The organism is Avibacterium sp. 21-586 (genome assembly GCF_026226775.1).
Taxonomy (GTDB): Bacteria; Pseudomonadota; Gammaproteobacteria; order Enterobacterales; family Pasteurellaceae; genus Avibacterium.
Genome location: NZ_JAKKOD010000001.1, coordinates 291,750 through 309,427 on the forward strand (window position 1 = coordinate 291,750; position 17,678 = coordinate 309,427).

The following is a 17,678-nucleotide window of genomic DNA, read 5'->3' on the forward strand; positions in this document are numbered from 1 at the left end:
ATAAAATGAGCATTATTGGCGGCCATACAACACCTCCACAGGATAGAGCTGGGCAATACGATGGGCTGGAAACCAAGTGCCGATTAACGCAATGATCATTGACAGCACCAATACGCAAGGCACTACGATCAAAGCGAAATCTAAAGGCGAGCCGAATAGGGTAATGCCGATAAATTTGGCTAGTCCCCAACCTGCTACGCAACCAAGCGCACCACCGAGTAGGGCGCTGATAATGGCTTCGCAATAAAACAGCAAGACAATTTGCCATTGGTAAGCGCCAAGGGCTTTCATCAAGCCAATTTCTTTACTGCGTTCGATAATAGTGGTGGTCATCAGTGAAGCAATCCCCATTGCTGCTGCGACTAACGCAGCAACGGTTACCACCGCGAGCAAGAGCTGAATTTTTTCAATTACCACTCCTTCAGAGGCGGCAACTTGCCAAATTGGGCGAACGACGGCCCCTGAAATGGCTTCTTCTAACTGATGAGAAATCGAAGACACATAAGCGGTACAGTACCAGCGATCATATTCTTCGGCGGCTAAGGCATCGGGGTTATCTCTGGCTTTGCGAGAAAGTTTATTTTCTGGCACGGTTAGCGCCGAAACCTTGATTGCTTGTACTTTGCCAGATAAATTTAACAAATTTTGGACCGCACTTAAGGGTAGCACGATCTGCTGTTCTTCTGCGCCACCAGTGCTTAAAATCCCTACAATATGAATATTAAGGTGGCGTTTCGTTTCGCCTTCGTGATAATTCAGTTGAATTTGGTCACCGATTTCCCACTGCGTGCTATTGGCTAATTGATTGCCCAAAAGTGCGGGAATATTTTCGTCAAAATTTTTCTGGCTATCGTTCACCCATTGCCCTTGCACTTTCCAATAAGGGCTAATAATGCGTTGCCCCGTGTGGTAATCATCTTCATCAGGAATGGCTATTTGATGATCGAAAAACGTGCCTAAAATGCCGATATTATGCGTATTATTTTGCGTTAGGTTTTTTCCTTCCACTTCCGCACTAAGCAAGGGCGCAAAGCCAACAATGTTATTACGCCAGAAAATATCTTTCACATTAGGTAATTCTTTTTCATCTAAAAAATCTTGCGTGGAAAGGCTATTCCCACCGTTACTTTCTGCGGAAAGTACCGCACTGCTGGCAGGTTCGATCAAAATATTTGCGCCATAAGATTTTAACTCTCGCGCCATTTTATCGCCAATATCAATGGACACTGCGAGCAGGGCAGAAACCAGTCCTGCGGCGAGAAAAATGGTCATAATGGCGAGCAATTTGCGTTTTAAACCGTGTCGCCAAGATTGCAATAACATTCGACTTAGCATTAGGGATTTTCCTCTTTCGCCACATAATTTTCAGGGTGATCGCGGAAGGCATTGAGATTTTGTTCGTTGGCAAAGAAATAGGTTTTGCCAGCATAATTATATTTATGCTCCGCTGTGGTATTTTTTAATGTAGTGCCGTCTACAGGATCTTTCACCGTTAACTCCACAATGGTGGAAAAATAGTTTAAGCCGTCTTCAAGGCTTTTTTTACTGATGATCACTTCGCTATCCGTTTGTTGCCAATCCTCAATCGGCACAGGGTTACAACCACCTGGTTTACCAATAGACGGAATAAACATTCTCACACCACAGCCCACACAAACCACTTGATCCCCTTCCATTACATAGCCTTGATCGCCACATAAAATACAAGCGTCAAACACTGCGGCTAAGCTGAGATTTTTGCTTGAGCGGTTGATAAGGAAAAAACGTACGGCTTTGCCATCACTGGCAATCCACACAAAACGGTGTAGTTTGCCGTCTTTCACTTCTTCAATAGGAATGTGAATGGTGTTTTGTTTATCGAGCGTGACAGCTTTGGCTTCAGAAAGTTGCGGTGGGCGAGAAGCAATTTGATCCCAATAAAGTTGCGCAGAAACAATGGTCAATAAGGCGATGCTTCCCCATAAAAGCGTACGTTGGCTAGTTTGTAATATGGCTAATTTTTTACGTTTTTCAATAGGTTGAACCGTATTTTTTACTACAACTTTATTATCTGAGTGTATTTTTACCGCAAATAAAATCAGATTTAATGCTGTAAGTGTGGCAATAAAATAATTAGTATAGTTGATTAAATTGCTTGATTTTGCCACAAAACTTAACCGCACTTTGGTGAGATCAATTACTTGTAATTTCATTAAGCCAAGCAATACTTCACCGATTAAAGGCAAGAGTAAAAATAGAGTCGTCAGTGAAATCAGTAAAAAGGGAAGTGAGGTGTATTTTTTCACTGTCTTTGTTTGTTTCAATAAAAGATAAAGCCAAGATGAAAATAAAAAGCAAAAAATTAGGGCAAAAATCACCGCACTTAGGTGCAAGATAAAATCCGTATTAATTACGTCTGTGTTGGTAATGGCGGAAATATTGGGATCTCTAGCCCACATCGCACCAGCAGCAAGGCAAAGCATAAATTGCCAAACATAAGCCAATTTTATTGTACGGAAAAAGTGGGAGAGATAAAACAGCACGAAAAGCACTATTAAGAAAATACTTAGCCCCAGTTTTACTGGTTGATAAGCAGGTAGCTGCAAATAACCTACAGATCCACAACCCAGCCCTAGCAGGGAAAGCCAAAGGATGCGTTTTAAATGAAGATTATCATATTTCAGCCAATTCACACCCAATAGCAAAGCAATCGGCAAGACAGATTGAAGAAAAAAAACGAAGTAGTAGTTCATAAGAATATTTAATCAATGCGTTAGCTTTTTCTAATTAGTCTGTTAGCAAACTAATTAGAAAAATGTTAGTTTTTATAACAATGAAACCTAGCACTAAAGTGCTAGGCTAATTTAATCCTGTTGGGTGAAATTGGTCAGGTTATTTCAACCCAGTAAATTTGAATTCATAACTGACATCAAATGGTTTCCACCAGCGACCAACGCCTGTTTCGCTATCTGTATGGCGATGCATCCCTGCTTTTGATGGTGGATCAATGTGATAAGTAACTTTGTAGTTACCTACACCCATCATCTTCACATTTGCGCCATAGTGAGGGCCATCACCTGCTACCATTGGCATAAATGAGCCTTCTTGTTTTTCACCAGTGTCGGTGTTTACCAAGGTATAAGCAATGGTCAAATATGGCATCCATTCACCTTCACCAAAACCGTTATCATTACCTTTGGTTGCGTGAATATCTGCTTCAAGATGAACGTCAGAATCTTTTGCGGATAATCCCATTCCACGCGGTTCCATATCAATAGGTTGTAAATAAACGGCAGCAATTTCCATACCATTCATTGTTACCGCTTCACCAATTGGGTATTCTTTGAAGGCAAGGGCTGAAGGCGCGGTTAAAATTCCCGCTAATAAAGTTGCTGCAACGAATGTTTTTTTCATAGGAACTCCTATTTATAAAGGTTAAAAAATTAACATTAAGCCTGTTTTTTGCTTTGGTGTTTCATATAAAACAAAGCGAAAACGGCTGCGATAAGTAAAATAGCCTGAGGCGTTAGGGTTTCAATGTAAGGATAAATGCCGAGCCACGAAATTTCTGGCACATTGGCAATTAGCGTTGGCTCAAACAGTTTTCCTTCAATCAGTTCTAGCACCGATTTTCCTGCGAAAATAAATGCCATTAAATACATAAAAGAACCGGTAAACATAAAGAAAGGTTTCAGAGGTAATTTTACGACAGAATAACGCATAATCACATAACAAATAGCAAGCACCAAAACGCCTGCCACAATGCCTGCAAATAAATACACATAGCTCATCGCATTGGTGGCATCACCAACTAGTGCATAATAGAACAACACAGTTTCTGCGCCTTCGCGGTACACCGCAAGGAAACTGGTGATCCATAAACCAATGAGCGAGCCAGTAGTGAGCGCGGCGGAAAGTTTGCCTTCTAAATAGCGTTTCCAGTTTTGTGCTTCCACTTTGGAAAGTAGCCAATAGCTCATCATAAAGAGCATTACCACGGCAATCATCATCGTGAACCCTTCGAGCAGTTCGCGGCTTGCCCCTGAATTAGAGAATACCAGTTGGAAAATGGCTGCAGTAATGACACTGGCGATCAACGCCACATAGACCGATTGTTTAATTACCGGCAATTTATCTTGATGATTATTTTTCACTAAGTAAGCGACTATTGCTGCGACAATTAATAATGCTTCTAAACCTTCACGCACCATAATTAGGAAGCTATAAAGAAACATCGCCCAATCACTTTGCTGATTGCCTTGTAACATTTCCACCGCTTTATTCAGGTTTTGTGCTAAGCCTTGCGCTTGTTGGTGAAGTTGTTCTGCAGGCTGATTGGCTTTCATCAGGCTCACTAAGCGGGTGAAATAGCCTTCAATTTCCGTTTTGAAATTACTATCACGCGAACCGATTTTGTTTTCCATTCCACTATTTTCAAAAATATCGAAATAGGTATTTTGTACCGCAAGCATTGCTTTTTTATTTTCACCTTTTTCAAAAAGCGCAATAGCATTGGTAATACCTTGATTTACTTGGCTTGCTACATCTGCCCAATTTTGGTTGTCGGCAAAATCTTGCGAATTTTGCACCGCACTTTGGTTGGTTATTTGAGCTGTTTTCGTTGTTGGTAGTTGAGGAAGTTGTTCTTCAATATCTTGCAATAAGGTAGTAATTTGATAACCCAGAGCATTAATTTGCTCTGGTTGTTCACTTAATTTGATAAGATCATAAAATTGCTGATTAATACTGGCAGAAATGGCGGACGAACGGTTTTTGCGAATGGACATTTCCATTTCGCTGTTCTTATAGCCATCATATTGTGCTTGCTGAACAAGTTTTTTTGCTTGCGCAAAATCGCCTTTTTGGTAAGTGCTGATTGCTTGTGCAAGTAGATCATCAATGGTTCTAAAACTTTGTTGCCAGTAAGGATCAATTTCAGCGTGTTGATAGACATCGTGCTGATTGGACGCATTGAGCTGATGACCTTGTTCTAAAACCGGTAATACTAATTGCAGATCTTGCTTGAGTTGATTAATTTTGTTCTGTACATCTGCTAAAGATTTGCCTTCGCCGATCATTTTACGGATTTCGCCAAACATAGCTTCCATTTGATAGCTTTTCTGTGCGGAAAAGTTAATGCGGATTGGTCCTTCCAAGTTTTCAAACACTTCAAAATATGCCATTTGCACTTCAGTGCGGGCATTATCAATTTGTTTTTCTTGATAAAATTTAGCGGTTTGATCAAGACGGGTTTCGATATCGTTGATCCATTGTTGATAATTAGATGCCTGAGAAGGCACACTAATTAGTAGCAAAAAAGCAAAAAGAGAAAGATGACGTAAAATTCGCTGGAAAAATAGCAACATAATTAATTCGTAATCTAAATAAAAGTTATTCTTATTTGTGTATTATGCGCTTATTTAATGATTAATCAAGAAAATTTATTAAAAAATGGTAATAAAAAAGGTATGAAATTGATATTCCATACCTAATTATGAGTTAGATCAAATTACTGACAAAAATCACTAAGATAATAAATGGCACCACATATTTTACATAGTTAAACCAAATTTTTGTGAGGGTGGAATTTGGTTTATCCGAAAGCTCTTTTTTCGCTTCGTCTTTTAGCACAAACCCCACGAAAATGGCGCAGCCAAGTGCGGTGAGTAAAAAGAGAATATTTCCACTCACATAATCAAAGGCATCGAAAATGCTTTTGCCGAAGAAAGTGTAATCTTGCAGTAAGTTATCGCTCAAAATAGATGGAATATTACCGAGCAAGAAAATACCACCAAGGGTTAAGGCAATGGCTTTTCCACGGCGCATTCTGAGTTTTTCTTGAAGTGCGGTGATAATGACTTCATAAATGGTGATGGAAGTAGTGAGCGCCGCAATCAGCAATAAACTAAAGAAGATGATGGCGAAAATTCGTCCTGCCCACATATGCGAGAATACAATTGGCAAACTTTGGAACACCAGTGTTGGACCCGCATTAGGTGCAATACCAAAGCTGAATAAAGACGGAAAAATCATAAAGCCAGCTAAAACCGCAATAATAGTATTGGTAAAGCCAGTGATTACGGCGGTTTGCACTAAGTTTTCTTCCTTGCTCAGATAGCTTGAAAGGGTGATTAGCACGCCAAAACCTAAACTCAGGGCAAAGAAAACTTGACCCAGCACCATAATAAATAACTGCGGTGTAATTTTAGAAAAATCAGGTTTGAGATAATAAATAATTCCTTCGGCCGCACCAGGTAAGGTGATGTTGCGGATCACCATTCCAATAAGGAAGATAAAGAGCAATGGCATTAAATATTTCACCGAACGCTCAATACCGCCGATAATCCCTTTGGCTAAAATAACATAGTTGATCGCCACAAAGATAAAGGTGTAAAGGGCGATCTGGAGCGGACTATTACTAATGCTTTGTTCATAGAAGGTTTTGGCATAGTCTTTGCTGATGGTGCTAGAAATATCTAGGCTACCAGAAATCAGGCTGATGATATAATTCATCACCCAGCCACCAAGTACCATATAATAAGCCATTATGCCGAACGCACCGAGCAAGCCCATATAGCCAATGAGTTTCCAATATTTTGAATGGGGGTTGGCGGTGAGTTTATCTTCAAAGGCATCGATAGAATTCACACGTAAACGGCGACCAATCACGTTTTCTACCAAGATCATCGGAATGCCAATCACGATCATTGCGATGCAGAATAATAAAACGTATGCGCCGCCACCGTTTTCGCCTACCAAATAAGGGAAGCGCCACGTTGCACCAAACCCTACGGTTGCACCAGCGACAGTCATAATATAGGTTAATCGACTTGACCAAGTTTGTCGTTCAGATTTTTTTGTTGTCATAAACTACCTTAATTTTCAGTTTTTTCTTTATATTCACAAAGATCTTCAATAATACAAGAACCGCAACGTGGTTTGCGCGCAATGCAGGTGTAACGCCCGTGCAAAATGAGCCAATGATGCACATCCACTTTAAATTCAGCCGGTACAACCTTGAGTAATTTTTCTTCGACTTGCAACACGGTTTTACCGGGGGCAAAGTTGGTACGATTGCAGACGCGGAAAATATGCGTATCCACCGCAATGGTAGGCTGACCAAATGCCGTATTTAACACCACATTCGCGGTTTTGCGTCCAACCCCTGCTAAGGCTTCAAGTTCTTCACGGGTTTGGGGAATTTCACCATTGTGTTTTTCAAGTAGATCACGGCAGGTTTTAATAATATTTTCGGCTTTGCTATTAAATAGCCCAATGGTTTTAATATAGCTCTTTAAGCCCTCTAACCCAAGATCTAAAATCGCTTGTGGGGTGTTCGCCACCGGGAAGAGTTTAGCCGTGGCTTTATTCACCCCTTTATCCGTGGCTTGCGCAGACAAAATCACCGCAATCAATAATTCAAAGGGCGAATTATAATTTAATTCCGTTGTGGGGTTGGGATTTTGATCCCGCAATCGAGTTAAAATTTCAATGCGTTTTTGTTTATTCATTGTGTTTATTGTTTTTTATTATCGATAAAGTTTTTCATCGCCAAAATCAGCCCTAAACCAAGAAATGCCCCAGGGGGAAGAATAGCGAGCAAAAAGCTATTGTTTAGCTCAAAAAGGTTTAAATGTAACGCCGTTGCCCAGTTGCCGAGCAGGTTTTCCATTCCCATAAATAGTTTGCCCGTGCCTAATATCTCACGAATTGCGCCTAGTACAAACAAGCTGAATGCCATACCCACGCCCATCGCAAAGCCGTCAAAGAGTGAAAGTAACACGCCATTTTTTGACGCAAAGGCTTCCGCACGGCCAATGACAATACAGTTTGTTACAATCAAAGGAATGAAGATCCCTAATGATTGATAAAGCGTATAAGTGTAGGCATTCATAATCAGTTGCACAATGGTTACTGTGGTGGCGATAATCATCACATAAATAGGAATGCGAATAGCGTGCGGAATATGCTTACGGAACAGCGAAACCACCACATTGGTACAAATTAACACCGCAATGGTGGCAATGCCTAAACCAAGGGCGTTGGTTGCTGAGCTAGACACCGCAAGCAGCGGACAAAGCCCCAGCAGTTGCACGAGCGCAGGGTTGTTATGCCAAAAACCTTGCTCAAATAATTCGCTCCATTGGCTTTTTAGCCCATTCGACACATTTTGTTGTGGCTCAACGGAAGCCAAATCTATTTCATTTTCTAATGTATCGTCTAAAGTGCGGTGGTTTTTTTCGTGATTTGTTTGCATTAGTTTTGCTCCTGTTTCACCGCGTTACTCTTCATTTGTTGCAATAACGGCAAGGCTGAACGCTTGGTCTGATTGACGATGGCGCGCGGCGTAATGGTTGCACCAGTAAATTGATCGAATTTACCGCCGTCTTTTTTTACCGCCCAATCATTGAGATTATCCGCACTGATTTTTTGTTGAGCAAAGCCCAGCACCCAATCAGAAATACGCAGTTCAATTTTATCGCCTAAGCCAGGGGTTTCTTTGTGTTCAAGCACTCGCAAACCTAGTACTTCGCCTTGCGGTGTAATTCCCACCAGAAAGCGAATATTGCCTGAATAGCCGTCTGGCGCAATGGTTTCATAAGCATAAGCTACAGGCTGATGATTTTTCTCTGCGATACAAATTTTCTCAATGCGTAAAGTTTTGGCTTTTGCAAAATTAGGCTGAGAGCAACTGGCGAGCAAATCATTATCGTAGCTTTGTGGTGGAATAATTTGTGCAAGCAATTCAGCTTGTTGCTTGGTGATCGCTTGCTCAATAGGTGCTTTCGTTAAGAAATACACGGCGGTAGAAAGTGCGGTGCAGATTAATGCAATAATGCCCAAGATCACACCATAGCGGGTGCTAATTTTTACCGTTTGCATTGCTTATTTCCTTTTGTATCCAGCCACGCGCGGGCGAGAGTAGTGATCAATCAGTGGCACACAAATATTTGCCAGTAATACAGCAAATGCCACGCCATCAGGGTAGTTGCCATTAAAGCGAATTAGGCACACAAGCAAGCCCACAATCGCGCCAAAAATCAGTTTGCCTTTTGGTGTGATTGAAGAGGTGACAGGGTCGGTTGCAATAAAAAATGCGCCGAACATTGTTGCCCCACTAAACCAATGCCATAAAGGATTTGGCGCATAAGATGAGGTGAGCCAGTGAATACCGCTTACTAGTAACATTGTACCTAAAAAGGCAGTAGGAATTTGCCAATGAATAATTTTCTTCCAAATCAGGAAAATGCCACCGAGTAAAAAGCAAAGATTGATTTGCGCCCAACCTAAACCAAGATTAAGTTTACTTTCAAAAGGCATTACTTTCACAAAAATCGGAGATTGATTAATTTCGCTTATCGCCATATTAATTTTGCTTGCGGTTTTGACCGAATCCAATGGCGTGGCTTGGGTAATGCCATCAATCGAGCTAGCTAATTGATGCAGGCTGAAGCCATCTGTAGTAATGCCGTGGAAAATCAGCTGATAAGCATCTTGCAGGCTAGGTGGTTCATTTAATAACGCCACAGGCGGCAACCAAGCCGTCATTTGCACAGGGAAAGAAATGAGCAACACCACATAGCCCACCATTGCAGGATTAAACAGATTTTGCCCCAAGCCGCCGTAAACATGCTTGCCTAAAATGACCGCACAGAATGTCCCGATTAAAATCACCCAATAAGGTGTGTAAGGTGGAATGGCCATCGCAAGCATTAATGCCGTTAGCACCACGCTGAAATCACTGATATAAAACAGGTTTGGCTTTTTGCGTAAGCGCGTAACGATAAATTCCAATAGTAACGCAAGGGTAATGGCGATCAGGCTTTGAATTAACACACCAAAACCAAAATAATAAACTTGTGCGCCCAATGCAGGCAACATAGCCAACGCAACCCACAACATAATACGAGCAGTTAATTTGCCCGAGTGGGTGTGTGGCGAACTCATCATTTTAAACATTGCTAAACCTTATTCTTTTTCGTTGGATCGACTTTCTTTTGCTTGTTTCTTCGCTTTTGCGCGTGCAATCGCCGCAGCAATGGCCACTTTTTTGGGATCAAGAGCAGTAGAATTTTCTTGCGTTTTTTCTTTTGTTTTTTCAACCGCACTTTGGGTTTCTGCTTGTTCGGCTAAACCTTGATTTTCAATACTTTTCGCTGTTGAGCTTGCAGATTGAACCGTGTCGTTCTGAGCTTGCTTTTTGGCTTTTGCTCGAGCAATGGCGGCAGCGATCGCCGCTTTTTTCGGATCAAGAGCGGTAGAATTTTCTTGCGTTTTTTCTTTTGTTTTTTCAGCCGTACTTTGGTTTTGCGTTTGTTCGGCTAAACCTTGATTTTCAATACTTTTCGCTGTTGAGCTTGCAGATTGAACCGTGCTGTTCTGAGCTTGCTTTTTCGCTTTTGCTCGAGCAATGGCGGCAGCAATAGCCGCTTTTTTCGGATCAAGAGTGGTGGAATTTTCTTGCGTTTTTTCTTTTGTTTTTTCAACCGCGCTTTGGGTTTCCGCTTGTTCGGCTATCCCCTGATTTTCCACACGTTTCTCCGTTGAACTTGCAGATTGAACCGTGTCGTTCTGAGCTTGCTTTTTCGCTTTTGCTCGTGCAAGTGCTGCAGCGATCGCCGCTTTTTTAGGATCTGGATTGGCATCAAGTGCGGTGCGATTTTCCTCAGTATTTTGAGCTGAGTTTTCTTGTGATTGTGCAGACGCTGCATTTTCTTGTTCAGCTTGTTGGCGAGCTAAGCGGCGCGCTTTGCGTTGCGCCATAATATCGGAATTATCCGGTTGCAGCTGGCCTTTTTCGTCCACGAAGGTTTTCACATTTGGGCTTTCACTGTCGCTTTGTTTTTTCGCTTTTAAACGTTCTAATGCGGCTTGAACAGGATCAACCCCTTTCTGTTTAGCGATTTCTTCACGGCGTGCTTCAGCGGCACGTTGGGTACGCGCTTTACGGGCTTGTTCTTCTTTTTCTAAACGAGCTTGGCGCGCTTCAAAACGTAATTTCGCCTCGTGGGATTTTTGTGCTTGCTCTTTGATTTCCCAAATTTTCGCTTTTTCTTGACGGAAATATTGAATAAGCGGAATGTGGCTTGGGCAAACATAAGCGCATAAGCCACATTCAATACAGTCTTGTAGAGCGTATTGTTCCGATTTTTGGTGATCTTCACTGCGCGCGAACCAATATAGCTGCTGCGGCATTAAATGCACGGGACAAGCGTCTGAGCAAGCAGAGCAGCGGATACAGGCTTGCTCTGGCTCGGGTTCGGCATATTCAAAATGATCAGGTGCAAGCAAACAGTTAGTAACTTTGGTGACAGGCGCGTTGAGATTGGGCAAAATAAAGCCCATCATTGGGCCCCCCATAAACACTGGGAAACGCGCATCATATTGATAGCCCACTTGTTGCAACAGAGCGGAAATCGGCGTGCCTAAGCGAACCAAAAGATTGCCTTTATGTGCGATTTTATCGCCTGTTAGCGTGACTACGCGTTCAATTAATGGTTCGTCATTGATCACCGCTCGTTTGATCGCAAACGCCGTGCCGACATTGTGCATTAGCACGCCAATGCTAGAAGAACGCTGACCGCTTGGCACTTCAATGCCTGTTAGCACTTGGATAAGCTGTTTTGCCGCACCTGAAGGATATTTGGTGGGAATCACACGAATTTCAATGTCATTTGCCCCTTTTAAAGCGTGTTTAAGGGCTTTCACTGCCTTGGGTTTGTTGTCCTCAATGGCAATAACCACTTTTTCAGGGCGTAAAATATAGCGTAAGATGCGCGTTCCTTCGATGATCTCTTTCGGACGATCTTGCATTAAGCGATCATCACAGGTGATGTAAGGTTCACATTCTGCACCATTGATAATCAGCAGTTTTACTTTATTTTCTGCCGATTGAATTTTTGCCGCCGTTGGGAATACCGCACCGCCTAAACCTGCAATACCGGCGTGATAAATTTTTTCGATAAGCTGTTTTGGCGTTTGGCTAAGGAAATTTTCAATCGGGTGCTGTTTACGCCATTCATCTTTACCGTCTGCCTGAATTTGAATGGTCAGTTCAGGTAAACCAGAAGGGTGTGCTGCAATATAAGGCGCAATAGCAGTAATAATGCCTGAAGTTGGGGCGTGGACAGGCAGACAGCGTAAGCCTTCCCCCAGTGTTAATGGCTGACCTTTTAACACTTTATCCCCAACGTTCACTAACAGATTTCCGGCATTGCCAGCGTGCTGTTTAACCGGAACATAGTAGGTTTCCACCAGATCCGCTGGGCGAATAGGTGTATGATTTGATTGAGATTTCATTTCGGGCGGATGAATTCCACCAGAGAAATCCCATAATTTACCGGAATTAAAATTGGTTAATACATCAGCCATTATTTTTCCGCTCCCTGATTATTTGTGCTACTTGCCGTAATCTCTACCACGGGAATGGTTAAGCTGGGATCGAATTTCCAATCCCAATGATCAATGTCTTGTTCTATTTTTATCATTGAAATGCAATCTGTCGGGCAAGGGGCAACGCAGAGTTCGCAGCCAGTGCAAAGATCAGGAATTACCGTGTGCATTGCTTTATTTGTGCCAATGATAGCGTCAACAGGGCAGGCCTGAATACATTTTGTGCAACCAATACACATATCTTCGTGGATAAATGCCACTTTTGGCGTGTTATCTTCTTCATCAAAATCCGTTGCCGGCACCTCCACACCTAATAAATCAGCAATTTTCACCACTAATGGCTGGCCGCCGGGAACGCATTTGGTAATCACATCGCCTTGCGCAATGGCTTCAGCATAAGGCTTGCAACCAGGGTAGCCACATTGTCCACATTGGCTTTGTGGTAGTAGAGCATCAATTTTCTCTACGATAGGATCAGCTTGCACTTTTAATTTGATGGAAGCTAAACCTAAAATCGCACCAAAAATTAAAGCAAGTACGCTGATAGCGAGAAGAACATAATGTAAGGTTGTCATTTTATCCTCTCACTATGCCAGCAAAGCCCATAAAGGCAAGGGACATTAATCCTGCGGTGATTAAGGCGATAGATGCACCGCGGAAAGGCATTGGCACATCGGCGGCGGTAAGGCGCTCACGCAAGGCGGCAAATAGCACTAAAACAAGGGAAAAACCAAGTGATGCACCAAAACCGTAAACTACAGATTGGGTTAAATTATGGGCTAAATTAACATTTAATAACGCCACGCCTAACACCGCACAGTTGGTGGTAATCAGTGGTAAAAATACACCGAGCAAACGATAAAGAGTTGGGCTGGTTTTATGAATCACCATTTCGGTAAATTGTACCACTACCGCGATCACTAAAATAAACACTAAGGTGCGTAAAAAATTGCCATTAAATGGTGTGAGTAAGTAGCGATCGATCAAGTAAGAGCAAAGGGAAGCAACGGTTAGTACAAACATTGTAGCAAGCCCCATTCCAATGGCGGTTTCGATTTTTTTCGATACTCCCATAAAAGGACAAAGCCCTAGGAATTTCACTAGGACAAAGTTATTGATAAGTGCGGTACTAATAATTAATAAAATATAGTCAGTCATTGGTTTATTACCCTTGCTTTCATTACTTGGTTATGATTTTTATATGCTTGAAAGCCAAGTTGTCAGAAAAAATCTAGCTTGCTATTATCCTAGTTTCCGGCAGGGATAACAATAGAAAATTTTAGGTAGTTTTGTATCATTAAAATGTTGATAATGCTCAGGGGGATACTAGAGCTATTCATATCATAAAAATTTAAAAACAATGTAAATTTAGACCGCACTTTTGTTTTGATAGGAATAATCTATGTCTTTGTTCCTAAATTATCTAAAAATGCTGAAAAACTTTCCACTTGAAATTCAAACCCTGCTTCAATTAGGCGCTTGGGCTTAATGCGTTGGCTGTCTAATAATAATTGTGAGCGATCACCTAAAACCCAACGTAATAAAAATGCAGGCACATTGGCGAAATGGGGACGTTTAAGGAAATCGCCTAACTGCTGGTTGAAATTTTGATTGGTGATGGGGTGTGGGGCAGCAAGATTGAACGCACCTTTGCATTGTGGGTTTTCTAATAAAAATACAATCCCAGCGATCATATCTTGCAAGCTAATCCAAGCCCAATATTGTTTACCACTGCCGAGTTTTCCGCCTAATCCTAAACGATATAAAGGCAACATTTTACTTAATGCACCACCCTTTGGGCTGAGTACCATTGCGGTGCGCAATAAGCAAACGCGAGTATTGGCTTGCATTGCCGCCGCTTCCCAGTGTTGGCAAAGTTGAGCGGGAAATTCTGCGCCAGCAGAGGTTGTTTCATCAATCCAATGATCTTGATGATCACCATAGAAACCGGTGGCAGAGCCTGATATAAAGGTGTGTGGTGGGTTATCACTTTGATTAATAAGTGCGGTCAAATTTTGCGTTAAATTTACTCGGCTTGCAAAAAGTTTGGTTTTTTGTTTGTCTGTCCATCGACGCTCGAAAATGGGTTCGCCGGCTAAATTAATCACGGCATCAAACCTATTGAGATCTTGAAGTTCACTTAAGCTTTTGATTTGATGTACATTTTTTCCCATATAATATGGAAAGCGATCCATTTTTATGTGGCGGGTGAGAAGGCAAATTTTATGCTGTTTGGCCAGAAGCTGAGGTAGTAAGGCTGAACCTATCAGTCCAGTACCGCCTGTAAGTAAAATATACATAATTATAATCTACTATTAAAAAGTTCTTGTACACGTTGCATTAAGTCTAGAATGGATATTCCTGAAGTTGGGGTGATAAAAATTGTATCATCTCCTGCAATTGTACCTAAAATACCGTCAACTTTTCCTACTGAGTCTAATAAGCGAGCAATAAGCTGGGCAGCACCGGGACTTGTTTTAACAACGATAACAAAATCATTATGATCAATATCTAATACTAGGTTTTTTAATGGACTACTTGATGTTGGCACGATTAATTCTGTTGGTAGACAGTAAACCATTTCCATTCGGCTATTGCGTGTACGTACTGCACCGAATTTAGTTAGCATACGAGAGACTTTAGATTGATTAATATTATTAAAGCCAAGTTTTTGCAAAGCGGTAACAATTTCACTTTGTGAGCCAAAACGCTCTTGAGACAAAAGGTCTTTGAAGGCAAGGATAAGGTTATCTGTTTTATCTACACTCATAATCATTCTCTATTGAAATTTGGAGATAAATTTTGCATAAAAATGTATTTTTGGCAAGTTTTAAAGTAGGAATAATAAATGAAGCTAGGATATTTAAAATATTCCGCTTAAAAGTTTGATGTAGATCTCAGTATTGTATTTCCCTATTTGAATTTGGATAGCGATAGTTCTAGAATAAAAGCAAATTTAATCATTAATCTAGAATGAGGAGTATTAAATGAAAGTTGCAGTGTTAGGTGCCGCAGGTGGAATTGGTCAAGCATTAGCCTTATTGTTAAAGTTACAGCTACCCGCTGGTTCAGAATTATCTCTTTATGATATCGCCCCAGTTACTCCTGGTGTTGCGGTGGACGTTAGTCATATCCCAACCGCAGTTAAGGTGCAGGGATTCTCGGGTGAAGATCCAACACCTGCGTTACAAGGTGCAAATGTGGTTTTAATTTCTGCTGGTGTGGCGCGTAAACCTGGTATGGATCGTTCTGATTTATTTAATATTAATGCAGGTATTGTGCGTAATCTGGTTGAAAAAGTGGCGCAAGCTTGTCCAAAAGCCTGTATCGGTATCATTACCAATCCGGTAAACACTACGGTTGCGATTGCTGCAGAAGTGCTGAAAAAAGCTGGTGTCTATGACAAACGTAAATTATTTGGTGTAACGACACTTGATGTGCTTCGCTCTGAAACTTTTGTGGCAGAGTTAAAAGAACTTGATGTTTCTCGCACAGCGGTACCTGTGATTGGAGGGCATTCAGGTGTAACCATTCTTCCATTATTATCTCAGGTCCAGTACGCACAGTGGAAAGAGGAAGAAATCGCACCGCTTACCAAACGTATCCAAAATGCAGGTACCGAAGTGGTGGAAGCCAAAGCAGGTGGCGGTTCAGCAACCCTTTCTATGGCACAAGCTGCCGCACGTTTTGCTCGCTCTTTGGTGAAAGGCTTGAGTGGTCAAACTGTGGTAGAATGTAGCTATGTAGAGGGTGATGGCAAATACGCACGTTTCTTCGCACAGCCTGTTCGTTTAGGTAAAGAGGGGGTAGAAGAAATTCTTCCAATTGGTGAATTAAGTGCTTTCGAGCAAAAAGCTTTAGAAGATATGCTACCAACCTTGCGTGCAGATATTGAACTTGGCGAAAAATTCGTGAGCTAATTTATTTTTATTACAAACGAAGGTAGAAGATAAATTAAATGAGGCGTTATAAAATGCCTCATTTTTTATTTTATCTTCTTGTTTTTATCGATTTATTTTTTAGGTAGGATAATTTTCACGTCTTCACTTGGACGATAGAGCACTAATATATGTCCAATCGTTTGGACCGTTGTAGCTTGGGTTTCTCGAACAATTGCATCAATGATAAGTTGCTTGGTCTCGCGATCTGCCCCCGCAATTTTTACCTTGATGAGTTCGTGGTGATTGAGTGAATGATCAATTTCAGCGATCACACCTTCCGTTAAACCATTTCCACCTAGCATTACCACTGGGTTTAAATGGTGTGCAAGGCCTTTTAAATACTGTTTTTGTTTGGTTGATAATTGCATTAAATTTTATCCTAAAGTCAAAAGTGCGGTTAGTTTTTTTTAAGAATGTTTTAATCTTGTTGAACTAGCCGATTTTACCCATAAATTAAGTTTTAATAAAGTAAATTTACTGATGAGATATTTCCAATTATAGGATAATGCGGTGAGAATTGAATTTAGTTATCAAGATTCTTATATAGATAGTATTCAAATATCAGTGTATTTCTGACGGTTTTTTTGGGATAATGCCCCCCATTTTTGGGAATAAATCCTTTGCACCTTGAAATATCTCAAGACTATCCTTATATAGAGTGGGATAGAAATGTATAACTAAAGAATTATGGGAAAGAAAAAACGTTCAGCAAGTTCAACCCGTTGGTTGAATGAGCATTTTAAAGATCCATTCGTACAAAAAGCACATAAACAAAAACTGCGTTCGCGAGCTTATTTTAAGCTTGATGAAATTCAGCAGACGGATCGGTTATTCAAAGCGGGTATGACTGTGGTGGATCTTGGTGCCGCACCAGGTGGCTGGTCGCAATATGTGGTGAGCCAAATTGGTGGCAAGGGGCGTGTTATCGCCTGTGATATTTTAGAAATGGATCCTATTGTGGGAGTGGATTTCCTACAAGGGGATTTTCGCGAAGAAAATGTATTGAATGCCTTACTTGAACGTGTAGGTGAGGCAAAAGTTGATGTGGTAATGTCGGATATGGCGCCAAATTTTAGTGGTATGCCATCAGTGGACATTCCTCGTGCAATGTATTTAGTGGAACTGGCTTTGGATATGTGTAAACAAGTGTTGGCACACAAAGGCAGTTTCGTTGTGAAAGTTTTCCAAGGTGAGGGCTTTGATGAATATTTAAGAGAAATTCGTTCTCTGTTTAGTGTTGTTAAAGTGCGTAAACCTGAAGCATCTCGTGGGCGTTCTCGTGAGGTGTATATTGTGGCAACGGGTTACAAATATTAACTATAGATTCAATAACTTCTCATTTTGGAATGAATGTAGTAATCTTGT

The 17,678-nt window shown here is 41.3% G+C and carries 17 protein-coding genes; 2 read left to right on the top strand and 15 right to left on the bottom strand.

Annotated elements, in window-relative coordinates; translation table 11 throughout:
• Positions 1-12: 12 nt before the first annotated feature.
• From L5B71_RS01385 to argR, 14 genes are all read right to left on the bottom strand, one after another.
• Positions 13-1,335 carry an ABC transporter permease gene (locus tag L5B71_RS01385; RefSeq protein WP_265756530.1) on the bottom strand — a complete coding sequence of 441 codons (1,323 nt, stop codon included), beginning with the start codon at positions 1,333-1,335 and terminating at the stop codon, positions 13-15.
• On the bottom strand, positions 1,335-2,732 hold the full coding sequence (locus L5B71_RS01390; protein WP_265756531.1) for a Fe-S-containing protein: 1,398 nt from the start codon (positions 2,730-2,732) through the stop codon (positions 1,335-1,337). Before L5B71_RS01390 ends, L5B71_RS01385 begins: the two co-directional genes overlap by 1 nt.
• A gap of 139 nt (positions 2,733-2,871) precedes the next feature.
• Positions 2,872-3,393 (bottom strand): iron transporter, encoded by a 522-nt coding sequence (locus tag L5B71_RS01395; protein ID WP_265756532.1) that lies wholly within the window; start codon positions 3,391-3,393, stop codon positions 2,872-2,874.
• Between the two features lie 35 nt (positions 3,394-3,428).
• Entirely contained in the window at positions 3,429-5,345 is a 1,917-nt protein-coding gene (locus tag L5B71_RS01400) for an FTR1 family iron permease (RefSeq protein WP_265756534.1), read from the bottom strand.
• A 133-nt stretch (positions 5,346-5,478) separates the two neighbouring features.
• On the bottom strand, positions 5,479-6,846 hold the full coding sequence (locus tag L5B71_RS01405) for a sodium-dependent transporter (RefSeq protein WP_265756535.1): 1,368 nt from the start codon (positions 6,844-6,846) through the stop codon (positions 5,479-5,481).
• An 8-nt stretch (positions 6,847-6,854) separates the two neighbouring features.
• Entirely contained in the window at positions 6,855-7,490 is a 636-nt protein-coding gene (nth, locus tag L5B71_RS01410) for an endonuclease III (RefSeq protein ID WP_265756536.1), read from the bottom strand.
• A 5-nt stretch (positions 7,491-7,495) separates the two neighbouring features.
• Positions 7,496-8,236 (bottom strand): electron transport complex subunit E, encoded by a 741-nt coding sequence (locus L5B71_RS01415; RefSeq protein WP_265756537.1) that lies wholly within the window; start codon positions 8,234-8,236, stop codon positions 7,496-7,498.
• Positions 8,236-8,862: an electron transport complex subunit RsxG gene (rsxG, locus tag L5B71_RS01420; protein WP_265756538.1), complete on the bottom strand. Its 627-nt coding sequence runs from the start codon at positions 8,860-8,862 to the stop codon at positions 8,236-8,238. The genes L5B71_RS01415 and rsxG overlap by 1 nt, the downstream gene beginning before the upstream one ends.
• A gap of 3 nt (positions 8,863-8,865) precedes the next feature.
• Entirely contained in the window at positions 8,866-9,939 is a 1,074-nt protein-coding gene (gene rsxD / locus L5B71_RS01425; protein WP_265756540.1) for an electron transport complex subunit RsxD, read from the bottom strand.
• A gap of 9 nt (positions 9,940-9,948) precedes the next feature.
• Complete coding sequence (gene rsxC / locus L5B71_RS01430) at positions 9,949-12,351, bottom strand: electron transport complex subunit RsxC (RefSeq protein ID WP_265756541.1); 2,403 nt, start codon at positions 12,349-12,351, stop codon at positions 9,949-9,951.
• Positions 12,351-12,947, bottom strand: coding sequence for an electron transport complex subunit RsxB (rsxB, locus tag L5B71_RS01435; protein ID WP_265756542.1), 597 nt, complete (start codon positions 12,945-12,947; stop codon positions 12,351-12,353). The genes rsxC and rsxB overlap by 1 nt, the downstream gene beginning before the upstream one ends.
• Position 12,948: 1 nt before the next feature.
• On the bottom strand, positions 12,949-13,530 hold the full coding sequence (gene rsxA, locus L5B71_RS01440; RefSeq protein ID WP_265756543.1) for an electron transport complex subunit RsxA: 582 nt from the start codon (positions 13,528-13,530) through the stop codon (positions 12,949-12,951).
• 242 nt (positions 13,531-13,772) lie between these two features.
• Entirely contained in the window at positions 13,773-14,672 is a 900-nt protein-coding gene (locus L5B71_RS01445; protein WP_265756544.1) for a TIGR01777 family oxidoreductase, read from the bottom strand.
• Between the two features lie 2 nt (positions 14,673-14,674).
• Positions 14,675-15,142, bottom strand: coding sequence for a transcriptional regulator ArgR (gene argR, locus L5B71_RS01450; RefSeq protein WP_265756545.1), 468 nt, complete (start codon positions 15,140-15,142; stop codon positions 14,675-14,677).
• Between the two features lie 217 nt (positions 15,143-15,359).
• Here argR and mdh point away from each other — a divergent pair, with 217 nt between their 5' ends.
• The gene (gene mdh / locus L5B71_RS01455; RefSeq protein ID WP_265756546.1) at positions 15,360-16,292 is read left to right on the top strand and encodes a malate dehydrogenase; all 933 of its coding nucleotides are present in this window, start codon (positions 15,360-15,362) and stop codon (positions 16,290-16,292) included.
• 92 nt (positions 16,293-16,384) lie between these two features.
• On the opposite strand, the gene yhbY is transcribed toward mdh, so the two are convergent.
• The gene (yhbY, locus tag L5B71_RS01460; RefSeq protein ID WP_265756547.1) at positions 16,385-16,681 is read right to left on the bottom strand and encodes a ribosome assembly RNA-binding protein YhbY; all 297 of its coding nucleotides are present in this window, start codon (positions 16,679-16,681) and stop codon (positions 16,385-16,387) included.
• Positions 16,682-17,000: 319 nt separating this feature from the next.
• Here yhbY and rlmE point away from each other — a divergent pair, with 319 nt between their 5' ends.
• Complete coding sequence (rlmE, locus tag L5B71_RS01465; RefSeq protein ID WP_265756548.1) at positions 17,001-17,630, top strand: 23S rRNA (uridine(2552)-2'-O)-methyltransferase RlmE; 630 nt, start codon at positions 17,001-17,003, stop codon at positions 17,628-17,630.
• The last annotated feature ends 48 nt before the right edge of the window (positions 17,631-17,678 follow it).

Bases quoted from the DNA above. Each gene is read 5' to 3' on its own strand.
- L5B71_RS01385 (WP_265756530.1), bottom strand. From the start codon at position 1,335: ATGCTAAGTCGAATGTTATTGCAATCTTGGCGACACGGTTTAAAACGC.
- L5B71_RS01390 (WP_265756531.1), bottom strand. From the start codon at position 2,732: ATGAACTACTACTTCGTTTTTTTTCTTCAATCTGTCTTGCCGATTGCT.
- L5B71_RS01395 (WP_265756532.1), bottom strand. From the start codon at position 3,393: ATGAAAAAAACATTCGTTGCAGCAACTTTATTAGCGGGAATTTTAACC.
- L5B71_RS01400 (WP_265756534.1), bottom strand. From the start codon at position 5,345: ATGTTGCTATTTTTCCAGCGAATTTTACGTCATCTTTCTCTTTTTGCT.
- L5B71_RS01405 (WP_265756535.1), bottom strand. From the start codon at position 6,846: ATGACAACAAAAAAATCTGAACGACAAACTTGGTCAAGTCGATTAACC.
- nth (WP_265756536.1), bottom strand. From the start codon at position 7,490: ATGAATAAACAAAAACGCATTGAAATTTTAACTCGATTGCGGGATCAA.
- L5B71_RS01415 (WP_265756537.1), bottom strand. From the start codon at position 8,236: ATGCAAACAAATCACGAAAAAAACCACCGCACTTTAGACGATACATTA.
- rsxG (WP_265756538.1), bottom strand. From the start codon at position 8,862: ATGCAAACGGTAAAAATTAGCACCCGCTATGGTGTGATCTTGGGCATT.
- rsxD (WP_265756540.1), bottom strand. From the start codon at position 9,939: ATGTTTAAAATGATGAGTTCGCCACACACCCACTCGGGCAAATTAACT.
- rsxC (WP_265756541.1), bottom strand. From the start codon at position 12,351: ATGGCTGATGTATTAACCAATTTTAATTCCGGTAAATTATGGGATTTC.
- rsxB (WP_265756542.1), bottom strand. From the start codon at position 12,947: ATGACAACCTTACATTATGTTCTTCTCGCTATCAGCGTACTTGCTTTA.
- rsxA (WP_265756543.1), bottom strand. From the start codon at position 13,530: ATGACTGACTATATTTTATTAATTATTAGTACCGCACTTATCAATAAC.
- L5B71_RS01445 (WP_265756544.1), bottom strand. From the start codon at position 14,672: ATGTATATTTTACTTACAGGCGGTACTGGACTGATAGGTTCAGCCTTA.
- argR (WP_265756545.1), bottom strand. From the start codon at position 15,142: ATGAGTGTAGATAAAACAGATAACCTTATCCTTGCCTTCAAAGACCTT.
- mdh (WP_265756546.1), top strand. From the start codon at position 15,360: ATGAAAGTTGCAGTGTTAGGTGCCGCAGGTGGAATTGGTCAAGCATTA.
- yhbY (WP_265756547.1), bottom strand. From the start codon at position 16,681: ATGCAATTATCAACCAAACAAAAACAGTATTTAAAAGGCCTTGCACAC.
- rlmE (WP_265756548.1), top strand. From the start codon at position 17,001: ATGGGAAAGAAAAAACGTTCAGCAAGTTCAACCCGTTGGTTGAATGAG.